Origin of the sequence: Aeromonas sp. S13(2024) (assembly GCF_041402405.1) — a bacterium.
Lineage (GTDB): Bacteria > Pseudomonadota > Gammaproteobacteria > Enterobacterales > Aeromonadaceae > Aeromonas > Aeromonas veronii.
Window position 1 is genome coordinate 18,611 of sequence record NZ_JBGLRA010000002.1, and the last position, 18,423, is coordinate 37,033.

Consider the following 18,423-nt stretch of genomic DNA (forward strand, 5'->3'; position numbering starts at 1 on the left):
AACCGTGTTCGGGTCTATTGTCAGCTGGCGAGTTATCCGAATGTTCAATTGTGACGTACCGGCGCGGCCGGAACCTGATGGAGAGTCTCTATGTTGAAGTTGGCGCGAGAGCAGATCTTGCTGGGACAGTCGGTGGCAACCAAGTCGGACGCCATTGCCCTGCTGGCAGGCAAACTGACCGAAGCCGGTCTGGTGGAAGCGGGCTATGTGGATGGGATGCTGGCCCGTGAAGCGCAGCATGCCACCTATCTTGGCAGCGGCATCGCCATTCCACACGGCACCACCGATACCCGTCATTTGGTGAAGAGCACCGGCGTCATGGTGGCCCAGTTCCCCAATGGTATCGAGTGGGATGAGGGGCAGATCGCCTATGTCGCCATCGGCATCGCCGCCAAGTCCGACGAGCATCTGGGCATTTTGCGCCAGCTCACCCATGTGCTGGGTGATGAGCAGGCGGCAGCCCAGCTCAAAGAGGCCACCGATGCCGACACCATCATCAACATCCTGACTGGCGCCACTGCCGCGAAAGAGGTGCAATACCTGAGCCTGGCTGACTTCCCGGCCGATGATCGCGACCAACTGCTGCTGGGAGCAGCCGCCCGCGCCAAATCGGCGGGCTGGGGCGATGCCGCCATGGTGAGCGCGCTGCTGGCAAGCGATCCCGCCTATCTGGGCGAGGGTGTCTGGCTCGCTCGAGCACAAGCGGCCCAGACCGGCTGGGTGTTGGCCACCCCGAGCAGCGCACTTATGGTAGGGGAACAAACGGTCAGCGCCATGCTGCTGCTCTGTGCCGCAGATAGCGGCCATCTGCCGCAGCTGGAGAATCTGGCCAAACTGGCGGCTGCCGGTCAGCTGGCGACGCTGGCGGGCGGCGAGGGGCTGGCCATGCTGCAAGCTGGGCCGGCGAGCGGTCTTTCCGAAACCTTCACCATCATCAATCCCCACGGCTTGCACGCTCGTCCCGGCGCCATGCTGGTCAAGGTGGCCAAAGAGTTTGAATCCGACATCCGGGTTGCCAATCTGGATGGCAGCGGCGAGGCAGTCTCCGCCAAGAGCCTGATGAAGGTGATCGGCCTTGGCGTCAAGTGCGGGCATCGTCTGGCATTTCGCGCCGAAGGGGCAGATGCCGAAGCGGCTCTCAAGGGGATCGGTGAGGCGATCGCCGCTGGTCTCGGCGAGGGGGCGCATTGATGAAGATTGTTACCATCACCCTCAACCCCGCCCTTGATCTCACTACTCGCCTTGAGGCGATGAGCCTGGGCGAGGTCAATCTGGTGAGCGAGGCCAACCTGCGTGCCGCAGGCAAGGGGATCAACGTCGCCATGGTGCTCAAGGACTTGGGCCGCGAGGTGGGCGTCACCGGCTGGCTGGGCGCAGACAATGAGCAGAGCTTTGTCTCCCTGTTTGCAGAACGTGCGCTGGATGATCACTTTGTCCGTGTCGCGGGCAGCACCCGCATAAACGTCAAGATTTCCGAGCAGTCCGGTCGAGTCACCGATCTCAACTTGCCGGGGCTCACCATCCAGCAAGGGGAAGTGAGCGCGCTGGAGCAGGCCATCGACCAATTGGCTGCGCATGCTGAGTGGTTCGTGCTGGCGGGCAGCCTGCCCAAAGGGGTGGCCCTGGATTACTGCGCTCATCTGATCCGCCTGCTCAAGGCCAAAGGCAAGCAGGTGATCTTCGATTGCAGCGGCGCGGCGTTAAGCGAAGGGATCAAGGCGGCGCCGACCCTGGTCAAACCCAATCTGGAGGAGCTGAGCCAGTGGGCGGGTCGACCCATCAAGACCCTGAGCGAGCAGGCCGAGTGTGCCCGCGCGCTGCAGGCAAGCGGGATCCCCAACGTGGTGATCTCCAACGGCGCCGATGGCCTCATCTGGTTTGCCCCGGATGCCGTCTGGCAGGCCATTCCGCCGCGGATGCAGGTGGTCAGCACTGTGGGTGCCGGCGACTCCCTGGTGGCCGGTCTCGCCCATGGTCTGAGCCTTGGCTGGGCACCGGAGCAGACCCTGCGGCTGGCCACTGCCGTCTCGGCCTTGGCGGTCAGTCAGGTTGCGGTCGGCTTTGACGATATCAGTGTGCTTAACCCCTTACTTGAACAGGTGCGCGTAGAGCGTCTGGATGCGCTGGCACAAGTTCAATGCCATACCCCCTCAATGGAAAACTCAGGAGATGCCCAATGAAAGCAATCTTGGTTACGGCTTGCCCGGCGGGCATTGCCACCAGCTTTCTCGCTGCAAAACGGATAGAACAGCAGGCCAAACTGGCTGGCTGGGAACTCACCCTCGACGTCGGCTCCAGCGTGCAGCCCCGCCAAGTACCGAGCAAGGAGCAGATTGCCGCCGCCGATCTGGTGGTGGTTGTCGCCAGTGCCCCGGTGGATCTCGCCGCCTATGATGGCAAGCGAGTCTATCAGGGCAGCATGGATCTCGCCCTGCAGGATCCGGCTGCCTTGCTGGAAGCCGCAACCAGCGGTGCCAGCGTCTATCGTCATCAAGCCGCGCCCGCTGCCGCCAAACCGGCCGCCGCTGGCAAGCGCATTGTGGCGGTGACCGCCTGTCCGACCGGTGTGGCCCACACCTTTATGTCGGCAGAAGCGCTGGAGACCATGGCCAAACAGCTGGGTTATCAGATCCGCGTCGAGACTCAAGGCTCGGTCGGTGCCCAGAATGCCCTGACTGCCGAGGAGATTGCATCTGCCGATCTGGTGTTCCTCGCCACCGATATCGAAGTGGACATGGCCCGTTTCGATGGCAAGCAGGTTTATCGCACCAGCACGGGTGCGGCATTGAAGAAAACCCGCGCCGAGCTGGACAAGGCTTGGAGTGAGGCGAAAACCTATCGCCACAGCGGTGCCAGCCAGCCCAAGAAAGAGGAAAAAGCAGGCCCCTACAAGCACCTGTTGACCGGCGTCTCCTTCATGCTGCCCATGGTGGTGGCGGGCGGCCTTATCATCGCGCTCTCGTTTGTGTTCGGTATCGAAGCGTTCAAGGTGGAAGGCACTCTGGCTGCGGCCCTGATGAAGATCGGTGGTGGCTCCGCCTTCGCCCTGATGATCCCGGTGCTGGCCGGTTACATTGCCTACTCCATCGCTGACCGTCCGGGTCTCGCTCCCGGCATGATCGGCGGTATGCTGGCAAGCTCGTTGGGCGCCGGTTTCCTCGGCGGCATCGTGGCCGGTTTCCTGGCCGGTTACAGCGCCAAGTACCTGAGCGACAAGGTGCGCCTGCCGGTGACCCTGGAAGCGCTCAAGCCGATCCTTATCATTCCGCTCTTTGCCAGCCTCTTTACCGGTCTGGTGATGATCTATGTGGTGGGTGGCCCGGTGGCCGGCATCATGAATGCCATGACAGAGTTCCTCAACAACATGGGCTCTGCCAACGCCGTGCTGCTGGGTGTCATCATCGGTGCCATGATGTGCTTTGACATGGGTGGCCCGGTCAACAAGGCGGCCTACGCCTTCGGTGTCGGCCTGCTGGCCTCCAAAACCTATGCCCCGATGGCTGCGGTGATGGCCGCCGGTATGGTGCCGGCGCTGGGCATGGGGATTGCCACCTTCCTGGCCCGCACCAAGTTCATCAAGGCGGAGCAGGAAGCGGGCAAGGCATCCTTCGTGCTGGGTCTGTGCTTTATCTCCGAGGGGGCCATTCCGTTTGCCGCCAAGGATCCGATGCGCGTTATCCCGGCCTGCATGGTCGGCGGCGCCCTGACCGGTGCGCTCTCCATGCTGTTCGGCTGCGAGCTGATGGCACCCCACGGCGGCCTGTTCGTGCTGTTCATTCCGCACGCCATCAGCAACGTCATGATGTATATCGTTGCCATTGCCGCAGGCTCGTTGCTGACCGGTGTCTCCTACGCCATGCTCAAGCGCGGTGAAGAGCAGGCCAAGCTGGCCACGGCATAAGCCTTGCCACCCGACAACACGTCATAACCCAAAGCGGCCTGCGGGCCGCTTTTTATTTTGCTGGGGAATTGATGATCTATGAGGAGGATTACTGGTAGGCAGATGTCAAAAATCCCAGCTCGGTTGTTCTGGCTGCTCGGATTGGGTTTCCTCCTGTGCCTTGCGGCGGGCAGCCTCGACCCGGCGTTTGCGATCCCGGCACAGGCGCATCACCTCTTGTTGCTGGGCAGGGGTCATGGTGAGCCAGTTGAAACGCTCTTCGCGATTGCGCAGGCACCCCTTGCAGTAGCCTTTGTTGTTCACTTCGCAGACCCCGATGCAGGGGCTCTGCAGCGGGAATATTTCGAGCTGTTCCATCCATCACCTCGCACATCCTGTCACCTTGTTATAACCCAGCGGATCCCCTTTGGAGAAATCCTGCTTCAAGTGATTGATGTCGTTTGCTTTCCCCCTGCAAATTTGGCATCTTCCCCGCCGAGCATGGCTCTTGGCGTTATATGAGGACATATGAACAAACACGCGTACTGGCTGACCGCCGCAGTGCTGGGACTGGCCGGTTGTGCGGGCAACTCTGACAAAGCAGAAGTGCCCAAAAAACAGACCGACAACAGATGTTTTCTTAACTGCGAGGTGCCGGAAAATCTGGGCAAGCAGTATCTGGACGGGACCTTGTCAGAGGATCTGGTGAGGGTAGATCGGGTCAATAGCCGTGCGCGTGCCGACTACAGCAAGTTTGGCCCGCAAAGCCGACTGGTATTGGAACGCTCCGGCAAGATGACCCGCCGTTATGGCGAGCTCTATCACCAGCTCTCCCGCTGGGTGGCGGGCGGCGGCAATCCTGCCGACATCACCCGTTACGGTATCAGCCTGGCTCAGCTGGGCGGCGCCGATCGCATGGGTAACGTGCTCTTTACAGGTTACTACTCGCCGGTGCTGGAGGTGCGCCACCGCCCGGATGCCAAGTACAAATACCCCATCTATGCCATGCCCAAATGTGGCGGTCGCTGTCCGACCCGGGCCGAGATCCATCAGGGGGCCTTGGCCAACCGCGGGCTGGAGCTGGGTTACAGCAAATCCCTCATCGACAACTTCCTGATGGATGTGCAGGGCTCTGGCTTTGTCCACTACGGGGATGACGATCGGCTGCAATATCTGGGCTACAGCGGCAAGAACGGCCACGGTTACGTGAGTATTGGTCGGGTACTGATCGACCGCGGTGAAGTGCCCAAAGAGCAGATGTCGATGAAGGCCATCAAGGAGTGGGCCAACCGACAGCCGGAGGAGAGCGTCAAGGAGCTGGTGGAGCAGAACCCCTCCTATGTCTTCTTCGAGCGCCGCCCGACCAATGATGTGATCGGCGCGGCCGGTATCCCGCTGCTGCCGCTGGCGGCCGTTGCTGCCGACAAGACCCTGTTGCCGATGGGTACCCCTATCCTCGCCGAAGTCCCCTTGCTCGATAAAGAGGGCAACTGGACCGGCAAGCACCAGCTGCGGCTGTTGATTGCGCTGGATGTGGGCGGGGCGGTGAAGAAGGGCCACCTCGACCTCTACCATGGCATGGGCGAGAAGGCTGGTGTCGCGGCCGGTCACTACAAGCACTTCGGCCGGGTCTGGAAGCTGGGTCTGCACCACGGGCCGACTGCCGCCCCCTGGTTGTAATCCTCTGAGGCTTTGGGCGTCTGTAATCGGGCGCCCGAGCAAACCCGAGCAAAGATGAAGAGACAAAAAAAGCCGCCGGATTGCTCCGGCGGCTTTCTATTTTGTGCGAGTTGCCAGTCTGTGGCTGCGTCAGCTCTTCTGGATATCCAGCCGGATGGCGCCGACCGGTTTGCAGCAGCAGGGGAGGCACTCCCCCTGGGCGACGAATGCCAAGGGCACCGCAGGATAGTGCACCTTGCCAGCCATCAGCGGAGTGCGGCAGGCGCCGCAATAGCCGCTGCGACACTGAAATTCCACATGATGACCATGGCGCTCCAGGGTCTCCAACACGCTTTCGCCGGGATGGGCGTGCAGCACGGCACCATCCCGGGTATGTACCCGTGGTGCCACGACCGCCTGCTGTTCAGCAGCTGCGTGCGGGGCAGGGGTCAGCGTGTTGGTGGCATCACTCACAGCTCGAAATCACCCAGGTCATCGGCATTGACTTCGCTGTCGATCTGACCGACCAGATAGGAGCTGACCTCCACCTCTTGCGGGGCGACCTGCACGTTGTCGGATGACAGCCAGGTGTTGATCCAGGGGATCGGGTTTTGCTTGGTGCCGGCAAAGGCTGGCTGCAGGCCGACCGCACTCATGCGCAGGTTGGTGATGTACTCCACGTACTGGCAGAGGATGTCCTTGTTCAAGCCGATCATGGAGCCGTCCTGGAACAGGTACTCGGCCCACTCTTTCTCCTGAATGGCCGCTTCCTTGAAGATCTCGAAGCATGCCTGTTCGCACTCGGCGGCGATCTCGGCCATCTCCGGGTCATCCTGGCCGGTGCGCATCAGGTTCAGCATGTGCTGGGTGCCGGTGAGGTGCAGCGCTTCGTCGCGGGCGATCATCTTGATGATCTTGGCGTTGCCTTCCATCAGTTCACGCTCGGCGAAGGCAAAGGAGCAGGCGAAGCTGACGTAAAAGCGAATTGCTTCCAGCGCGTTGACGCTCATCAGGCAGAGATAGAGCTTCTTCTTGAGCTCGCGCAAGGTGATGGTCACTTCGCGGCCCGCGACGGTGTGGGTCCCTTCACCGTGCAGGTTGTAGAGGGCGGTCGCTTCGATCAGGTCGTCGTAGAAGTGGCTGATGGAGCCGGCGCGCTTCAAGATCTGCTCGTTGGTCACGATGTCGTCGAACACCTGGGCGGGGGTGTTGACGATATTGCGGATGATATGGGTGTAGGAGCGAGAGTGGATGGTCTCCGAGAAGGCCCAGGTCTCAATCCAGGTTTCCAGCTCCGGAATGGAGACCAGCGGCAGCAGCGCCACGTTGGGGCTGCGGCCCTGAATGGAGTCCAGCAGGGTCTGGTACTTCAGGTTAGAGATGAAGATGTGCTGCTCGTGGGGCGGCAGGGCCTGATAGTCGATGCGATCACGGGAGACATCCACCTCTTCCGGGCGCCAGAAGAAGGAGAGCTGCTTCTCGATCAGCCGCTCGAACACTTCGTGCTTTTGTTGATCATAACGGGCTACGTTGACCGATTGGCCAAAAAACATCGGCTCTTTGAGCTGGTCGTTTTGGGTTTGGCAGAAAGTTGAATAGGCCATGGTTACCAGAATATGTGAATAGAGAAAACAGGAGAGCGGGAGCTTCATGCTCCCGCCCGGTTATCAGTTCTTGCCGTGACTTAGATTTTGCAAGCCCCGCCAGCGCAACCGTCATCTTGCAGGTCGGTCTGGGCATCGTCTGCACCATCACGGGTGTTGTGATAGTACAGGGTCTTGAGGCCGTATTTGTAGGCGGTCAGCAAGTCCTTGAGCAGCTGTTTCATCGGGACCTTGTTGCCTTCGAAACGGGCAGGGTCGTAGTTGGTGTTGGCGGAGATCGCCTGATCCACAAACTTCTGCATGATACCGACCAGCTGCAGGTAGCCGTCAACGCTCGGTTGCTTCCAGAGCAATTCGTATTGATCTTTCAGGCGATCATACTCGGGCACCACCTGTTTGAGAATGCCGTCTTTGGAGGCCTTGACCGACACCAGACCGCGCGGCGGCTCGATACCGTTGGTGGCGTTGGAGATCTGGCTGGAAGTCTCGCTCGGCATCAGGGCGGTCAGGGTGGAGTTGCGCAAGCCAACGGACTTGATCTCTTCACGCAGACTTTCCCAATCCAGATGCAGCGGCTCGTTACACAGCGCATCCAGATCTTTTTTGTAGGTGTCGATGGGCAGGATGCCCTGAGCATAGGTGGTCTCGCCAAACAGCGGGCAGGGGCCGAACTCGCGGGCCAGCTGCACGGAGGCTTTCAGCAGGTAGTACTGAATGGCCTCGAAGGTACGGTGAGTCAGGGCCAGACCGGAGCCGTCGGAGTAACGGGCACCGTTTTTGGCCAGGTAGTAGGCGTAGTTGATGACGCCGATACCCAGGGTACGACGACCCATGCTGCCCTTCTTGGCGGCGGCAATCGGGTAGTCCTGATAGTCGAGCAGGGCGTCGAGGGCACGCACGGCCAGATCGGCCATCTCTTCCAGATCTTCCAGTTTCTCGATGGCACCGAGGTTGAAGGCGGAGAGGGTGCACAGGGCGATTTCGCCACTCTCATCGTCGATGTTGTTGAGCGGCTTGGTCGGCAGCGCAATCTCGAGGCAGAGGTTGGACTGGCGCACCGGCGCCACGCTCGGGTCGAACGGGCTGTGGGTGTTGCAGTGATCCACGTTCTGGATGTAGATGCGACCGGTACCGGCACGCTCCTGCATCATCAGGGAGAAGAGGTCTACCGCTTTCAGGGTCTTCTTGCGAATGGCCGGATCCTGCTCGTACTTGACGTAGAGCTCTTCAAACTTGTCCTGATCGGCGAAGAAGGCGTCGTACAGACCCGGCGCATCGGACGGGGAGAACAGTGTGATGTCACCGCCCTTGATGAGGCGCTGGTACATCAGCTTGTTGATCTGCACGCCGTAGTCCATGTGACGAACACGGTTCTCTTCCACGCCGCGGTTGTTCTTCAGCACCAGCAGGCTTTCCACTTCGGTGTGCCACAGCGGGTAGAACAGGGTGGCCGCACCGCCGCGCACGCCGCCCTGGGAGCAGCACTTCACGGCAGTCTGGAAGTATTTGTAGAAGGGGATGCAACCGGTGTGGAACGCTTCGCCGCCACGGATGGGGCTGCCCAGACCGCGGATGCGACCGGCGTTGATGCCGATACCGGCGCGCTGAGAAACGTAACGCACGATGGAGCTGGCGGTGGCGTTGATGGAGTCCAGGCTGTCGTCGCACTCGATCAGTACGCAGGAGCTGAACTGACGGGTCGGGGTGCGCACGCCGCTCATGATCGGGGTCGGCAGGGAGATCTTGAAGGTCGAGACCGCATCATAGAAGCGCTTGATGTAGTCCAGACGGGTATCTTTCGGATACTTGGAGAAGAGGCAGGCCGCAACCAGCATATAGAGGAACTGCGGGCTCTCGTAGATCTCGCCGGTGACGCGGTTCTGGACCAGATATTTGCCTTCCAGCTGTTTGACTGCCGCGTAGGAGAAATCCATGTCGCGCCAGTGATCCAGATGGGTGTTCAGCTCTTCGAATTCGGCCTGGGTGTAGTCTTCCAGCAGGTGCTTGTCGTACTTGCCCATGTCCACCAGACGAGCCACGTGCTGGTAGAGGTGGGGCGGTTCGAACTGGCCGTAGGCCTTCTTGCGCAGGTGGAAGATGGCCAGACGGGCTGCCATGTACTGGTAGTCCGGGGTCTGCTCGGAGATGAGGTCAGCCGTTGCCTTGATGATGGTTTCGTGAATGTCGGCGGTACGGATACCGTCATAGAACTGGATGTGGGATTTGAGCTCTACCTGGGAGACCGACACGTTGTCGAGCCCTTCGGCGGCCCAGTCCAGCACGCGGTGAATTTTATCCAGATCGATGGGTTCTTTGTGTCCGTTACGCTTCGTCACAAACAAGTTCATTGGCTGATGACCTTCAGTTGATTCCCGAAAAACCATCGCACAATGGCGCTACCCTTGCCCCGGCGATATGCGGGAGTTGGGTAGAGATTGTGCGATGAATCACAAGATGTAGTGTTATTTTAAGTTCGAGCTACAAGATAGTGAGGTCAGCCCGCCATTGCAATGTGTGGATAAGTGACGAGCTGTGGATAAATTGTGAGTCTTGCCCCATCAGTTAGTGACTGCTCACAGTGAGCGGGTTTTCATTCGTCCGCTCCGCTAAATGCAAGTCTCCCGATCGAAGATGGAAAATTTAAATAACTTTTTTTGCTTGCGAAACGGGGGGCTTTTTACTAGCAAACGGCGGCTGATTATCCCTTATGCAACAAGGGTCAAAAGCTGTCCAGTTGTCGCAGCCGCGGGCTCAGCGTGGCAAGGGCTTTGCATCAGATGACGGTGGTTTGTAGCCGCTTTGTGACGGCTGTGAGCTTGTCAAATGGGTATCCAACAGGCAGAAAGCCGCCTTTATTATCCATGAATAGACGAGTGATGGTGGCGCAGGAAGCAGGAGCGTAAAGGAAAAGATGCAAGGGGCGGAGAGTCTCTTCGCCCCGTTATCGCATGTCAGCCGGTAAGGCTGCGCGTTACGCTTTGGCCGTCAACTCATAGCGCAGCCAGTGGTGCAGAGCCTGCACGGTATCAAAGTGCAGATCGGCGCCCCACTGGGCGGGATCTTCCTCATCATTGAGATAGCCCCAGCCAGCGACCGCGGTGCGCATGCCAGCATTGCGGCCCGCTTCGATATCCCGCACATGATCACCCACATAGAGGCAGTGAGCCGCCTCGACCCCCAGCTTCTCACAAGCAAAGAACATGGGGGCGGGGTCGGGCTTGCGTACCGGCAGGGTGTCGGCGCTGACGGTGACGCCGCAGCTGGCAAGCTGTGGCAGGGCCGCCAGCAGCGGCTCGGTGAGAAAGCCCGGCTTGTTGGTGACTATGCCCCAGGGGAGCTGTTTCTCGTCGAGCCACTCGATAAGATCCACCATTCCCTCATAGGGACGGGTCCCGACACAGAGGTTGGCCGCGTAGTAGTCGAGCAGGGCATTGCGCAGGCGGGTGGCCCCCAGCTCTTCAAGCAGTTCGTCGCCAAGACCCGCTTTCAGCAGCCCGAGCGCTCCGTGGGAAGTGGTCTGACGAATGATGTCGTCAGAGAGCGGCGCAAAGCCTTCGCTGATCAGCACGTGGTTGACGGCGGCACCCAGATCCGGGGCTGTGTCGAGCAGGGTGCCATCCAGATCGAACAGCACACCGCGCAGGGGAAGAGGGCGAGAGGCGCTCATCAGCCGTGCTCCGGGCGGACAAACTCCACCATATAGTTGACGTCGACATTTTTGCCGAGCTTGAACTGGTTGGTGAGGGGGGTGTAGTGGACGCCGCTCATGTCCCGCACCAGCAGGCCAGCTGCTTCCCCCATGCGACACAGTTCGGCCGGGGTGATGAATTTTTTGTGATCGTGGGTACCCTTGGGCACCATCTTCATCAGGTATTCGGCCCCGATGATCATCATCAGATAGGATTTGGGGTTGCGGTTGATGGTGGAGACGAACACCCGGCCGCCCGGGCGTACCAGAGTCGCGATGGCGCGCAGCACGGAGGCGGGGTCCGGCACATGCTCCAGCATCTCCATGCAGGTGACCACGTCATACTGGCCCGGCACTTCGGCGGCATGGGCTTCGGCAGTGATCTGGCGGTACTCGAGCTCGACACCCTGCTCCAGGGCGTGCAGGCGGGCAACGCCGAGAGGCTCCTTGCCCATGTCGATGCCGGTGACCCTAGCGCCACGGCGGGCCATGCTCTCGGAGAGAATGCCACCACCGCAGCCGATATCGAGAATGCGCTTGCCAAACAGACCGCCACTTTTGTCGGTGATCCAGTCAAGGCGTACCGGATTGATTTGATGCAGGGGTTTGAATTCACCTTCCATGTCCCACCAGCGGGAGGCGATGGCTTCAAACTTGGCGATTTCTGTCAGATCGACATTGGCATCACTGTTCATTTTTCGAAGATCCTGTGGCAGGGCGCCCGCTTCTGAGTCATGGGCGCAATCTATTGTCCTGGCGGGCATTATAACGGACGGACTTTGTCACACCAGCCCGATCTGATCCCCGATTTGTGGCTTAAGGTATTTGGCTCAGTGTGTTACCATGTCGCGCTGTTTAAGCCAAAGAACAACTAATTAGGGATAAGGCTTTCTATGAGCGATCTGGCCAGAGAGATCACGCCGGTCAACATCGAAGAAGAGCTCAAGAGTTCCTATCTTGATTACGCCATGAGCGTGATCGTAGGACGAGCTCTGCCGGATGTGCGTGATGGCTTGAAACCGGTTCACCGCCGCGTTCTGTATGCAATGAACGAGTTGGGGAACGACTGGAACAAGCCCTATAAAAAATCGGCCCGTGTGGTCGGTGACGTAATCGGTAAATATCACCCGCACGGCGATAGCGCTGTGTATGACACCATTGTCCGGATGGCGCAGGATTTCTCCATGCGTTACATGCTGGTCGATGGTCAGGGCAACTTCGGTTCAGTCGACGGCGACAGCGCCGCGGCGATGCGTTATACCGAAGTGCGGATGGCCCGCATCTCCCACGAGCTGCTGGCTGATCTGGACAAAGAGACCGTGGACTGGGTGCCGAACTATGACGGCACCGAGATGATCCCGGCTGTCATGCCTACCAAGGTTCCCAACCTGCTGGTCAACGGCTCCTCCGGTATCGCGGTGGGCATGGCGACCAACATTCCGCCTCACAACCTCACCGAGATTGTCAATGGCTGTCTGGCGCTGATCGAAAATGGCGACCTCACCATTGATGAGCTGATGACCTACATTACCGGCCCGGATTTCCCCACCGGCGGCATTATCAACGGTCGTTCCGGCATCGTGCAGGCGTACCGTACCGGTCGTGGCTCCATCTATGTGCGGGCCAAAGCTGAAGTGGAAGTGGACGAGAAGACCAGTCGCGAGACCATCATCGTTCACGAGATCCCCTATCAGGTGAACAAGGCTCGACTGATCGAAAAGATCGCCGAGCTGGTCAAAGAGAAGAAGATCGAGGGCATCAGTGCCCTGCGCGATGAGTCTGACAAAGACGGCATGCGCATCGTTATCGAGATCAAGCGCGGCGAGTCCGGCGAGATTGTGCTGAACAATCTCTACAAGCACACCCAGATGCAGACCACGTTCGGCATCAACATGGTGGCGCTCGATAACAACCAGCCCAAGGTGATGAACCTTAAAGAGATCCTGGATGCGTTCCTGCTGCACCGCCGTGAAGTGGTGACTCGCCGGACCGTGTTCGAACTGCGCAAGGCGCGGGATCGGGCGCACATTTTGGAAGGTCTGGCGGTTGCGCTGGCCAACATCGATCCCATCATCGAGCTGATCCGCCACAGCGCGACCCCGGCCGACGCGAAAGCGGGCCTGGTTGCCAAGGGCTGGGAACTCGGCAACGTGGCCGCCATGCTGGAAAAAGCGGGCGACGACGCGGCACGGCCAGAGTGGCTGGAGCCGGAGTTCGGTATCCGTGAAGGTCAATACTTCCTGACCGAACAGCAAGCCCAGGCCATCCTTGACCTGCGTCTGCACAAGCTGACTGGCCTCGAGCACGAGAAGATCCTGGAAGAGTACCAGTCTCTGCTGGATCTGATTGCCGAGTTGCTGCACATCCTGGCGAGCCCGGCTCGTCTGATGGAAGTGATCCGCGATGAACTGCTGGCCGTGCGTGAGCAGTATGGCGACGAGCGTCGCACCGAGATCAGCATGTCCAGTGCCGAGATCAACATCGAAGATCTGATCACCCCGGAAGACGTGGTGGTTACCCTGTCTCACCAGGGCTATGTGAAGTATCAGCCGCTATCCGACTACGAGGCCCAGCGCCGCGGCGGTCGTGGCAAGTCGGCCACCCGGATCAAGGAAGAGGACTTTGTGGAGCGTCTGCTGGTGGCCAACACCCACGACACCATTTTGTGCTTCTCCACCCGTGGCAAGGTCTACTGGCTCAAGGTTTACCAGCTGCCGGAAGCGTCCCGTGGCGCCCGTGGTCGTCCGATCATCAACCTGCTGCCGCTGGAAGAGGGTGAGCGTATCACCGCTATCTTGCCGGTGAAGGAGTATGACGCCGAGAAGTATGTGTTCTTCGCCACCGCCAACGGTACCGTGAAGAAGACCAGCCTCTCTGACTTCAGCCGTCCGCTCTCCTCCGGTATTCGTGCCATCAACCTCAAAGAGGGTGATGAGCTGATTGGGGTGGATATCACCGACGGCAGCAACGAGATCATGCTCTTCTCCGACGCGGGCAAAGTTGTTCGCTTCGCCGAAGGCAGCGGTCGTTCGGAAACAGATCGCGTTGATGCCGATGTCAGCGATGACGTTGAAACCGACGACGATGCCGGCAATGACGATGATGGCAGCGACAACGGCGAAGGCACCGAAAGCAAGGGTACCTTCAAGGGCGTTCGTCCCATGGGTCGTACCGCAGCCGGTGTGCGCGGCATCAAGCTGGGCGCCGGTGACAAGGTGGTTTCCCTCATTGTTCCGCGCGGCGAAGGTGCCATCCTCACCGCCACCGAGAACGGTTACGGCAAGCGGACTGCGTTGGCCGAATACCCGACCAAGAGCCGTGGTACCCAGGGCGTTATCTCCATCAAGGTGGATGAGCGTAATGGCAAGGTGATCGATGCGATCCAGGTCGAAGATACCGACCAGATCATGCTGATCACCAACGGCGGTACCCTGGTGCGTACCCGTGTTGCCGAGGTGAGTGTCATTGGCCGTAACACCGGCGGTGTCCGTCTGATCCGTACCGGTGAAGACGAGACCGTGGTGGGCCTGCAGCGCATCGCCGAGAGCGACGAAGACGAGAACGACGCGCTGGCCGTTGACGGTGAGGTATCTGAAGGTACCGATACCGCGACCGGCACTGATGCGGTCGATGCTGGGGAAGCGGGCGACGAGTAATCGTCACCAGTTACCCGAGCAACGTCTCTGAGCAAAAAGAGCGACCCTGGTGGTCGCTCTTTTTATTAGTCTGCTTTTTATGACTCTCCGCTGATCTTACGGCTGGATCACTCCTGCAGCCACATTCTGGCGCTGCGGGCGGGAATGGCGACCCGTACCCACTGGCTCTGCACGTTGACCACGGCGCCTTGGTCGAGCACGTCACGATAGTTGCGATACCAGTTCATCTCGAACTTGGCGGTATCGAGCCAATACTCCTGCTCATAGTCGCACTTGTTGATGCCGACCAGCCCCTGTTTGCCCCGTTTGAACAGCACGAAGCAGTCACCGCTGCCGATCAGCTGCATGGGTTGACCCTGCACCGCATTGTGGAAGCGGATCATCCCCTTGAGATCGGCGCGCTGGTAGTAATCCTGCCAGCGCAGTCCATCCTTGGCCTGGGTCTCGCCGTGATCCGAATAGACCAGCGGCGAGCCACCATCGCGCCCAAGCAGGTAGGCGTAGGCCAGCTTCTCGTCAGTCTGGCTTAAGATCTGATAGCGGAAGCCGTCGTTGGTGGGGATGTCGTGGGTCACGGCAAAGGTGACGGCTCGACTGCCCGGTAGCGCCTGACCGTAGGCGCTCGGATCCGCCAGCAGGTTCATGCTGCCACCGTAACTGAAGGCACCGCGCAGGGAGGCAAACAGCGGAAAGTCATAGGCTCCCTGACCGCTGCTGTCGAGGTAGGGTTTGAGAAAGCGCTCGTAATCGGTGCTGCCAGCCCCCCCTGTGGTGATCACCTCGCCAAACACGTGCATCCCCTGTTTGATTTCGGGGGTGAACACGGCATTGATCTGGTAATCGCTCATGTGTTTGACCGCATCGACCCGAAAACCCTTGATCCCCATCCCCTTGAGTGCCTTGAGATAGGCCTGTTGCTGGCTTACCACCCAGTTGTTGGGATCCAGGTCCGGCAGCCCCTTGTCACCGGCACCGCCACAGAGACGCCAATACTGGACATGACCCGGATCGCTCCAGTCGCTGATGCACCCTTCGGGATGAAAATCCTGACCGGAGAGGAAGTTTTGCCCGAGATCGCCAAACAGTTTCTGGCGCTCGAAATAGGCCGGGTTGCTGGCGTAGCTTTGCAGCAGCTCGTTGCCAGGATAGTTGAGATCGCTGCGTTTCCAGCTTTCGTTGGCCATGTGGTTGAGCACCACATCGGCATAGACGGCGATACCCCGCGCCTTCATGGCGGCAATCAGCTGCTCGAGATCCTGCTTGTTGCCAAGAGGGGAGTCGACAAGACGCAGATCCTGCGGCTGGTAACGAGCCCACCACTCGTTGCCTGATGACTTGAGAGGCGGCGAGATGAGTACCTGTTTGTAACCGGCCGACTTGATAAGGTCGGCTTTGGCCGTCACTTCACTGTACTTCCAGTTGAAGGCGTGCAGTATGACGTCGGCTTGCGCCAAGGGGGCGATCAGGATGCCTGCGATCGCCCATATTCCCGCTGTGTGTTTCATTATTGTGTCCCTGTTTTTATAGATGCCTGAATGGGCAACCCAGCTTTGGCGGGAACAGGATGTGCTGCAATCCACAACCTGCAGATTTGTGACCGCTTTCAGAGTGATTTCGCCGAATATGTGAACTGTTTCGGCTTTTCCTCGCCACCGCCAGTTGCCTTTTTACAAGTGATTTTTTTGTCATTTCCCTGTCATTCCCAGTCGCTATCCTGCCGGGCGAGTGGTGCGTTGTTGCTATCACCTTCACCGTCAGGAGCTGCATATGACCAGTTGGATCACGTGGGAAATTTGGTGGAGCCGGGTATGGGGCGAGTCAGAGGTGCCGCTGTATGAAGAGGATGAGCACGAAGTGGCTCATGAACCCTCGCGACTACCGGTTGAAATGGTGCAGCAGGGTCGGGATCAGCGCGCAGGCTAAGGCGTTAGCCCTCTCTTTACCAGATAGCGCGATCCTGTCGCGACAATCCTTCCTATAGACCTCTTGGCAGGCAAGGACTGTGCACCTGATATATGCAGTGCATGAGAGGGGGATTAGAAGAGCGACAGCTGCTCCCCGGGGCGGATAAACCCATCCAGCCTGAGCTGAATATGACGTTTGCCCAGATCGAGGCGCTTGCTGATGAGGCGAAAGCGCTGGGCCAGCAGATCGGCAAAGTGCCCCTCACCGCGCATGCGGGTACCGAAGGCGGTACTGTTGAGCCCGCCACCGCGGCTGGCTCGCAACTGATTTAAAATAGCTTCCTTCTGGCCCGGGTAGTGGGTATCGAGCCAGTCCCCAAATAGCGGCGCCAACTCGTGGGGTAACCGCAGCAGGATGTAATCTGCGCAACTGGCGCCTGCCTCGGCGGCTGATTTGATGATCTGCTCCAGCTCAGGTTCATTAAGCCGCGGGATCATGGGGGCGGCCAGTACCCCCACCTGCACGCCAGCGTTGGCCAGCTTCTCGATCACTTTCAAGCGGCCTGCGCCCGTGCTGGCGCGGGGCTCCAGCTGTCGCCGCAGGGTTTCATTTAATGTCGTCACCGACACCATCACCTGACACAGTCCCTCGCTTGCCAGCTCGGTCAACAGATCGAGGTCGCGCAAGATCATGGCGCTCTTGGTAATGAGTCCGACCGGATGGCGGTGAGCCAGCATCACTTCCAGCAACTGCCGGGTGAGGCGATAGCGCTGCTCGATGGGTTGATAGGGGTCGGTATTGGCGCCAATGAAGATGGTCTGTGGCTGATAGGCTGGTTTGGCAAACTCCCGGCGCAGCAGGTCGGCTGCATTGCGTTTGGCAAACAGCTTGCTCTCGAAATCGAGGCCAGGGGAGAGCTCCAGATAGGCATGGCTGGGTCTGGCATAGCAGTAGATGCAGCCATGTTCGCACCCCTGATAGGGGTTGATGGAGCGACCAAAAGGCACATCTGGCGAACTGTTGTAGCTGATGATGCTGCGTGCATCGATCTCCCGCACCTCGGTGCCAGGCACAGAAGGAGTGAAGGTGGCATCCCAATCGGACGATTGCCAGCCGTCATCAACCGCTTCGACAAGGGGGCCGTTAAAACGGTGATCGATATTGTGGGGACTGCCTCGTCCTGCCATGGTGCGCACCAGCACTGTTTATATATACAGCTATTTTGCAGGTGCCCCGGATAAATGACAACTACTGCTGAGCGACCGGGTGCAAAAAGGGTTGTTGCAGGGATCTCTTGCTTGATTGCGGCGCTACATTTCGTTTACATAGACGAAATGAGAACTGGATCACGGAAATCATCATGAGCCCCACCACTTCCCGTTGGCTATTTATCGGTCTGATTGCGCTGGTTATCTGGCGTCTGCTTCCGCTCTCCACCGAGCAGGAGATGGCTGCTGCCAACCGTGCCTGGCGTACCGGTCACTTCGATGAGGCGACCCGGATCTGGTCGCCACTGGCGGCGCAAGGGCAACCTAGGGCGCAAGCCTTGATGGGCTGGAGCCATGAAGTGGGGCAGGGGAGCGAGCAGGATATCCATCAGGCCATCAGCCTCTATCGCCAGTCGGCGCAGGCAGGGGATCCCTTCGGCCAATATCGGCTGGCAGAGCTCTATCTGCGCGGTGTCGGGGTCAAGCGAGATCTGCGCCAAGCCTTTCACTGGATGGATCAGGCTGCCCGTAATGGTGACGTCCCGGCCATGCTGAAAGTCGGCGTCCTTCATCTGATGGGGGTCAGCGGCAGGGTCGATTTGCCTCAGGCGAAACAGTGGCTCTATCAGGCGGCACAAAAGGGCAACAAGCTGGCGCTTCAGGTGCTGCAAGAGCTGGCGCTGGCCGAGGAGGGGAGCAGTGACTTTGACTTCAACTGGCAATCCCTGCTTGGTGAATAGTCGGCAGGCGACTCATTTGACTGTAGAAAATATCTGCAAATCCGATACAGCACGCCCGACTTCTGGTAGCATGGGGCCGTTTT

General features: G+C 59.4%; 15 protein-coding genes. 7 read left to right on the forward strand and 8 right to left on the reverse strand.

Annotation, left to right across the window (positions count from 1 at the left end; all coding sequences use genetic code 11):
- Nucleotides 1-90 precede the first annotated feature (90 nt).
- Genes fruB through fruA form a run of 3 tightly spaced genes read left to right on the forward strand, consistent with a single transcriptional unit; the run spans nt 91 to nt 3,901 of the window.
- Complete coding sequence (gene fruB, locus ACB042_RS03820; RefSeq protein WP_371177839.1) at nt 91-1,191, forward strand: fused PTS fructose transporter subunit IIA/HPr protein; 1,101 nt, start codon at nt 91-93, stop codon at nt 1,189-1,191.
- Nucleotides 1,191-2,180 (forward strand): 1-phosphofructokinase, encoded by a 990-nt coding sequence (gene pfkB, locus ACB042_RS03825; protein ID WP_371177840.1) that lies wholly within the window; start codon nt 1,191-1,193, stop codon nt 2,178-2,180. The genes fruB and pfkB overlap by 1 nt, the downstream gene beginning before the upstream one ends.
- The gene (gene fruA / locus ACB042_RS03830; RefSeq protein WP_323968344.1) at nt 2,177-3,901 is read left to right on the forward strand and encodes a PTS fructose transporter subunit IIBC; all 1,725 of its coding nucleotides are present in this window, start codon (nt 2,177-2,179) and stop codon (nt 3,899-3,901) included. Before pfkB ends, fruA begins: the two co-directional genes overlap by 4 nt.
- A gap of 105 nt (nt 3,902-4,006) precedes the next feature.
- Here the strand turns inward: fruA and ACB042_RS03835 are convergent, their stop codons facing one another.
- Nucleotides 4,007-4,258, reverse strand: a complete 252-nt coding sequence (locus tag ACB042_RS03835) for a DUF1289 domain-containing protein (RefSeq protein ID WP_144713106.1) — start codon at nt 4,256-4,258, stop codon at nt 4,007-4,009.
- A 150-nt stretch (nt 4,259-4,408) separates the two neighbouring features.
- On the opposite strand from ACB042_RS03835, the gene mltA reads away from it, so the two are divergent.
- Nucleotides 4,409-5,560: a murein transglycosylase A gene (mltA, locus tag ACB042_RS03840; RefSeq protein WP_139741196.1), complete on the forward strand. Its 1,152-nt coding sequence runs from the start codon at nt 4,409-4,411 to the stop codon at nt 5,558-5,560.
- Nucleotides 5,561-5,689: 129 nt separating this feature from the next.
- On the opposite strand, the gene yfaE is transcribed toward mltA, so the two are convergent.
- The 5 genes from yfaE to ubiG all read right to left on the reverse strand — a co-directional run bounded on the left by yfaE (nt 5,690) and on the right by ubiG (nt 11,526).
- The gene (gene yfaE, locus ACB042_RS03845; protein ID WP_019838758.1) at nt 5,690-6,013 is read right to left on the reverse strand and encodes a class I ribonucleotide reductase maintenance protein YfaE; all 324 of its coding nucleotides are present in this window, start codon (nt 6,011-6,013) and stop codon (nt 5,690-5,692) included.
- Complete coding sequence (gene nrdB / locus ACB042_RS03850) at nt 6,010-7,143, reverse strand: class Ia ribonucleoside-diphosphate reductase subunit beta (protein ID WP_005336708.1); 1,134 nt, start codon at nt 7,141-7,143, stop codon at nt 6,010-6,012. Before nrdB ends, yfaE begins: the two co-directional genes overlap by 4 nt.
- An 80-nt stretch (nt 7,144-7,223) precedes the next feature.
- The gene (nrdA, locus tag ACB042_RS03855) at nt 7,224-9,491 is read right to left on the reverse strand and encodes a class 1a ribonucleoside-diphosphate reductase subunit alpha (RefSeq protein WP_019838757.1); all 2,268 of its coding nucleotides are present in this window, start codon (nt 9,489-9,491) and stop codon (nt 7,224-7,226) included.
- Between the two features lie 623 nt (nt 9,492-10,114).
- Nucleotides 10,115-10,810, reverse strand: a complete 696-nt coding sequence (locus tag ACB042_RS03860; RefSeq protein ID WP_302247039.1) for an HAD family hydrolase — start codon at nt 10,808-10,810, stop codon at nt 10,115-10,117.
- Nucleotides 10,810-11,526 carry a bifunctional 2-polyprenyl-6-hydroxyphenol methylase/3-demethylubiquinol 3-O-methyltransferase UbiG gene (ubiG, locus tag ACB042_RS03865; RefSeq protein WP_219263877.1) on the reverse strand — a complete coding sequence of 239 codons (717 nt, stop codon included), beginning with the start codon at nt 11,524-11,526 and terminating at the stop codon, nt 10,810-10,812. Before ubiG ends, ACB042_RS03860 begins: the two co-directional genes overlap by 1 nt.
- Nucleotides 11,527-11,724: 198 nt before the next feature.
- On the opposite strand from ubiG, the gene gyrA reads away from it, so the two are divergent.
- On the forward strand, nt 11,725-14,487 hold the full coding sequence (gyrA, locus tag ACB042_RS03870; protein ID WP_371177841.1) for a DNA topoisomerase (ATP-hydrolyzing) subunit A: 2,763 nt from the start codon (nt 11,725-11,727) through the stop codon (nt 14,485-14,487).
- Nucleotides 14,488-14,594: 107 nt separating this feature from the next.
- On the opposite strand, the gene ACB042_RS03875 is transcribed toward gyrA, so the two are convergent.
- On the reverse strand, nt 14,595-15,992 hold the full coding sequence (locus tag ACB042_RS03875; RefSeq protein ID WP_371177842.1) for an alpha-amylase family protein: 1,398 nt from the start codon (nt 15,990-15,992) through the stop codon (nt 14,595-14,597).
- Between the two features lie 262 nt (nt 15,993-16,254).
- Between ACB042_RS03875 and ACB042_RS03880 the strand changes: the two genes are divergently transcribed.
- The gene (locus ACB042_RS03880; RefSeq protein WP_005345370.1) at nt 16,255-16,410 is read left to right on the forward strand and encodes a hypothetical protein; all 156 of its coding nucleotides are present in this window, start codon (nt 16,255-16,257) and stop codon (nt 16,408-16,410) included.
- 113 nt (nt 16,411-16,523) lie between these two features.
- Here ACB042_RS03880 and ACB042_RS03885 read toward each other — a convergent pair whose 3' ends face one another.
- Nucleotides 16,524-17,579 carry a PA0069 family radical SAM protein gene (locus ACB042_RS03885; protein WP_371177843.1) on the reverse strand — a complete coding sequence of 352 codons (1,056 nt, stop codon included), beginning with the start codon at nt 17,577-17,579 and terminating at the stop codon, nt 16,524-16,526.
- 173 nt (nt 17,580-17,752) lie between these two features.
- On the opposite strand from ACB042_RS03885, the gene ACB042_RS03890 reads away from it, so the two are divergent.
- Complete coding sequence (locus ACB042_RS03890) at nt 17,753-18,340, forward strand: tetratricopeptide repeat protein (RefSeq protein ID WP_202004658.1); 588 nt, start codon at nt 17,753-17,755, stop codon at nt 18,338-18,340.
- Nucleotides 18,341-18,423: the final 83 nt, after the last annotated feature.

Excerpts from the sequence above, each read along its gene's own strand:
- fruA (WP_323968344.1), top strand. The coding sequence starts at position 2,177 with ATGAAAGCAATCTTGGTTACGGCTTGCCCGGCGGGCATTGCCACCAGC.
- ACB042_RS03860 (WP_302247039.1), bottom strand. The coding sequence starts at position 10,810 with ATGAGCGCCTCTCGCCCTCTTCCCCTGCGCGGTGTGCTGTTCGATCTG.
- mltA (WP_139741196.1), top strand. The coding sequence starts at position 4,409 with ATGAACAAACACGCGTACTGGCTGACCGCCGCAGTGCTGGGACTGGCC.
- nrdA (WP_019838757.1), bottom strand. The coding sequence starts at position 9,491 with ATGAACTTGTTTGTGACGAAGCGTAACGGACACAAAGAACCCATCGAT.
- ACB042_RS03885 (WP_371177843.1), bottom strand. The coding sequence starts at position 17,579 with ATGGCAGGACGAGGCAGTCCCCACAATATCGATCACCGTTTTAACGGC.
- ACB042_RS03875 (WP_371177842.1), bottom strand. The coding sequence starts at position 15,992 with ATGAAACACACAGCGGGAATATGGGCGATCGCAGGCATCCTGATCGCC.
- ubiG (WP_219263877.1), bottom strand. The coding sequence starts at position 11,526 with ATGAACAGTGATGCCAATGTCGATCTGACAGAAATCGCCAAGTTTGAA.
- ACB042_RS03835 (WP_144713106.1), bottom strand. The coding sequence starts at position 4,258 with ATGGAACAGCTCGAAATATTCCCGCTGCAGAGCCCCTGCATCGGGGTC.
- gyrA (WP_371177841.1), top strand. The coding sequence starts at position 11,725 with ATGAGCGATCTGGCCAGAGAGATCACGCCGGTCAACATCGAAGAAGAG.
- nrdB (WP_005336708.1), bottom strand. The coding sequence starts at position 7,143 with ATGGCCTATTCAACTTTCTGCCAAACCCAAAACGACCAGCTCAAAGAG.
- ACB042_RS03880 (WP_005345370.1), top strand. The coding sequence starts at position 16,255 with ATGACCAGTTGGATCACGTGGGAAATTTGGTGGAGCCGGGTATGGGGC.
- ACB042_RS03890 (WP_202004658.1), top strand. The coding sequence starts at position 17,753 with ATGAGCCCCACCACTTCCCGTTGGCTATTTATCGGTCTGATTGCGCTG.
- pfkB (WP_371177840.1), top strand. The coding sequence starts at position 1,191 with ATGAAGATTGTTACCATCACCCTCAACCCCGCCCTTGATCTCACTACT.
- fruB (WP_371177839.1), top strand. The coding sequence starts at position 91 with ATGTTGAAGTTGGCGCGAGAGCAGATCTTGCTGGGACAGTCGGTGGCA.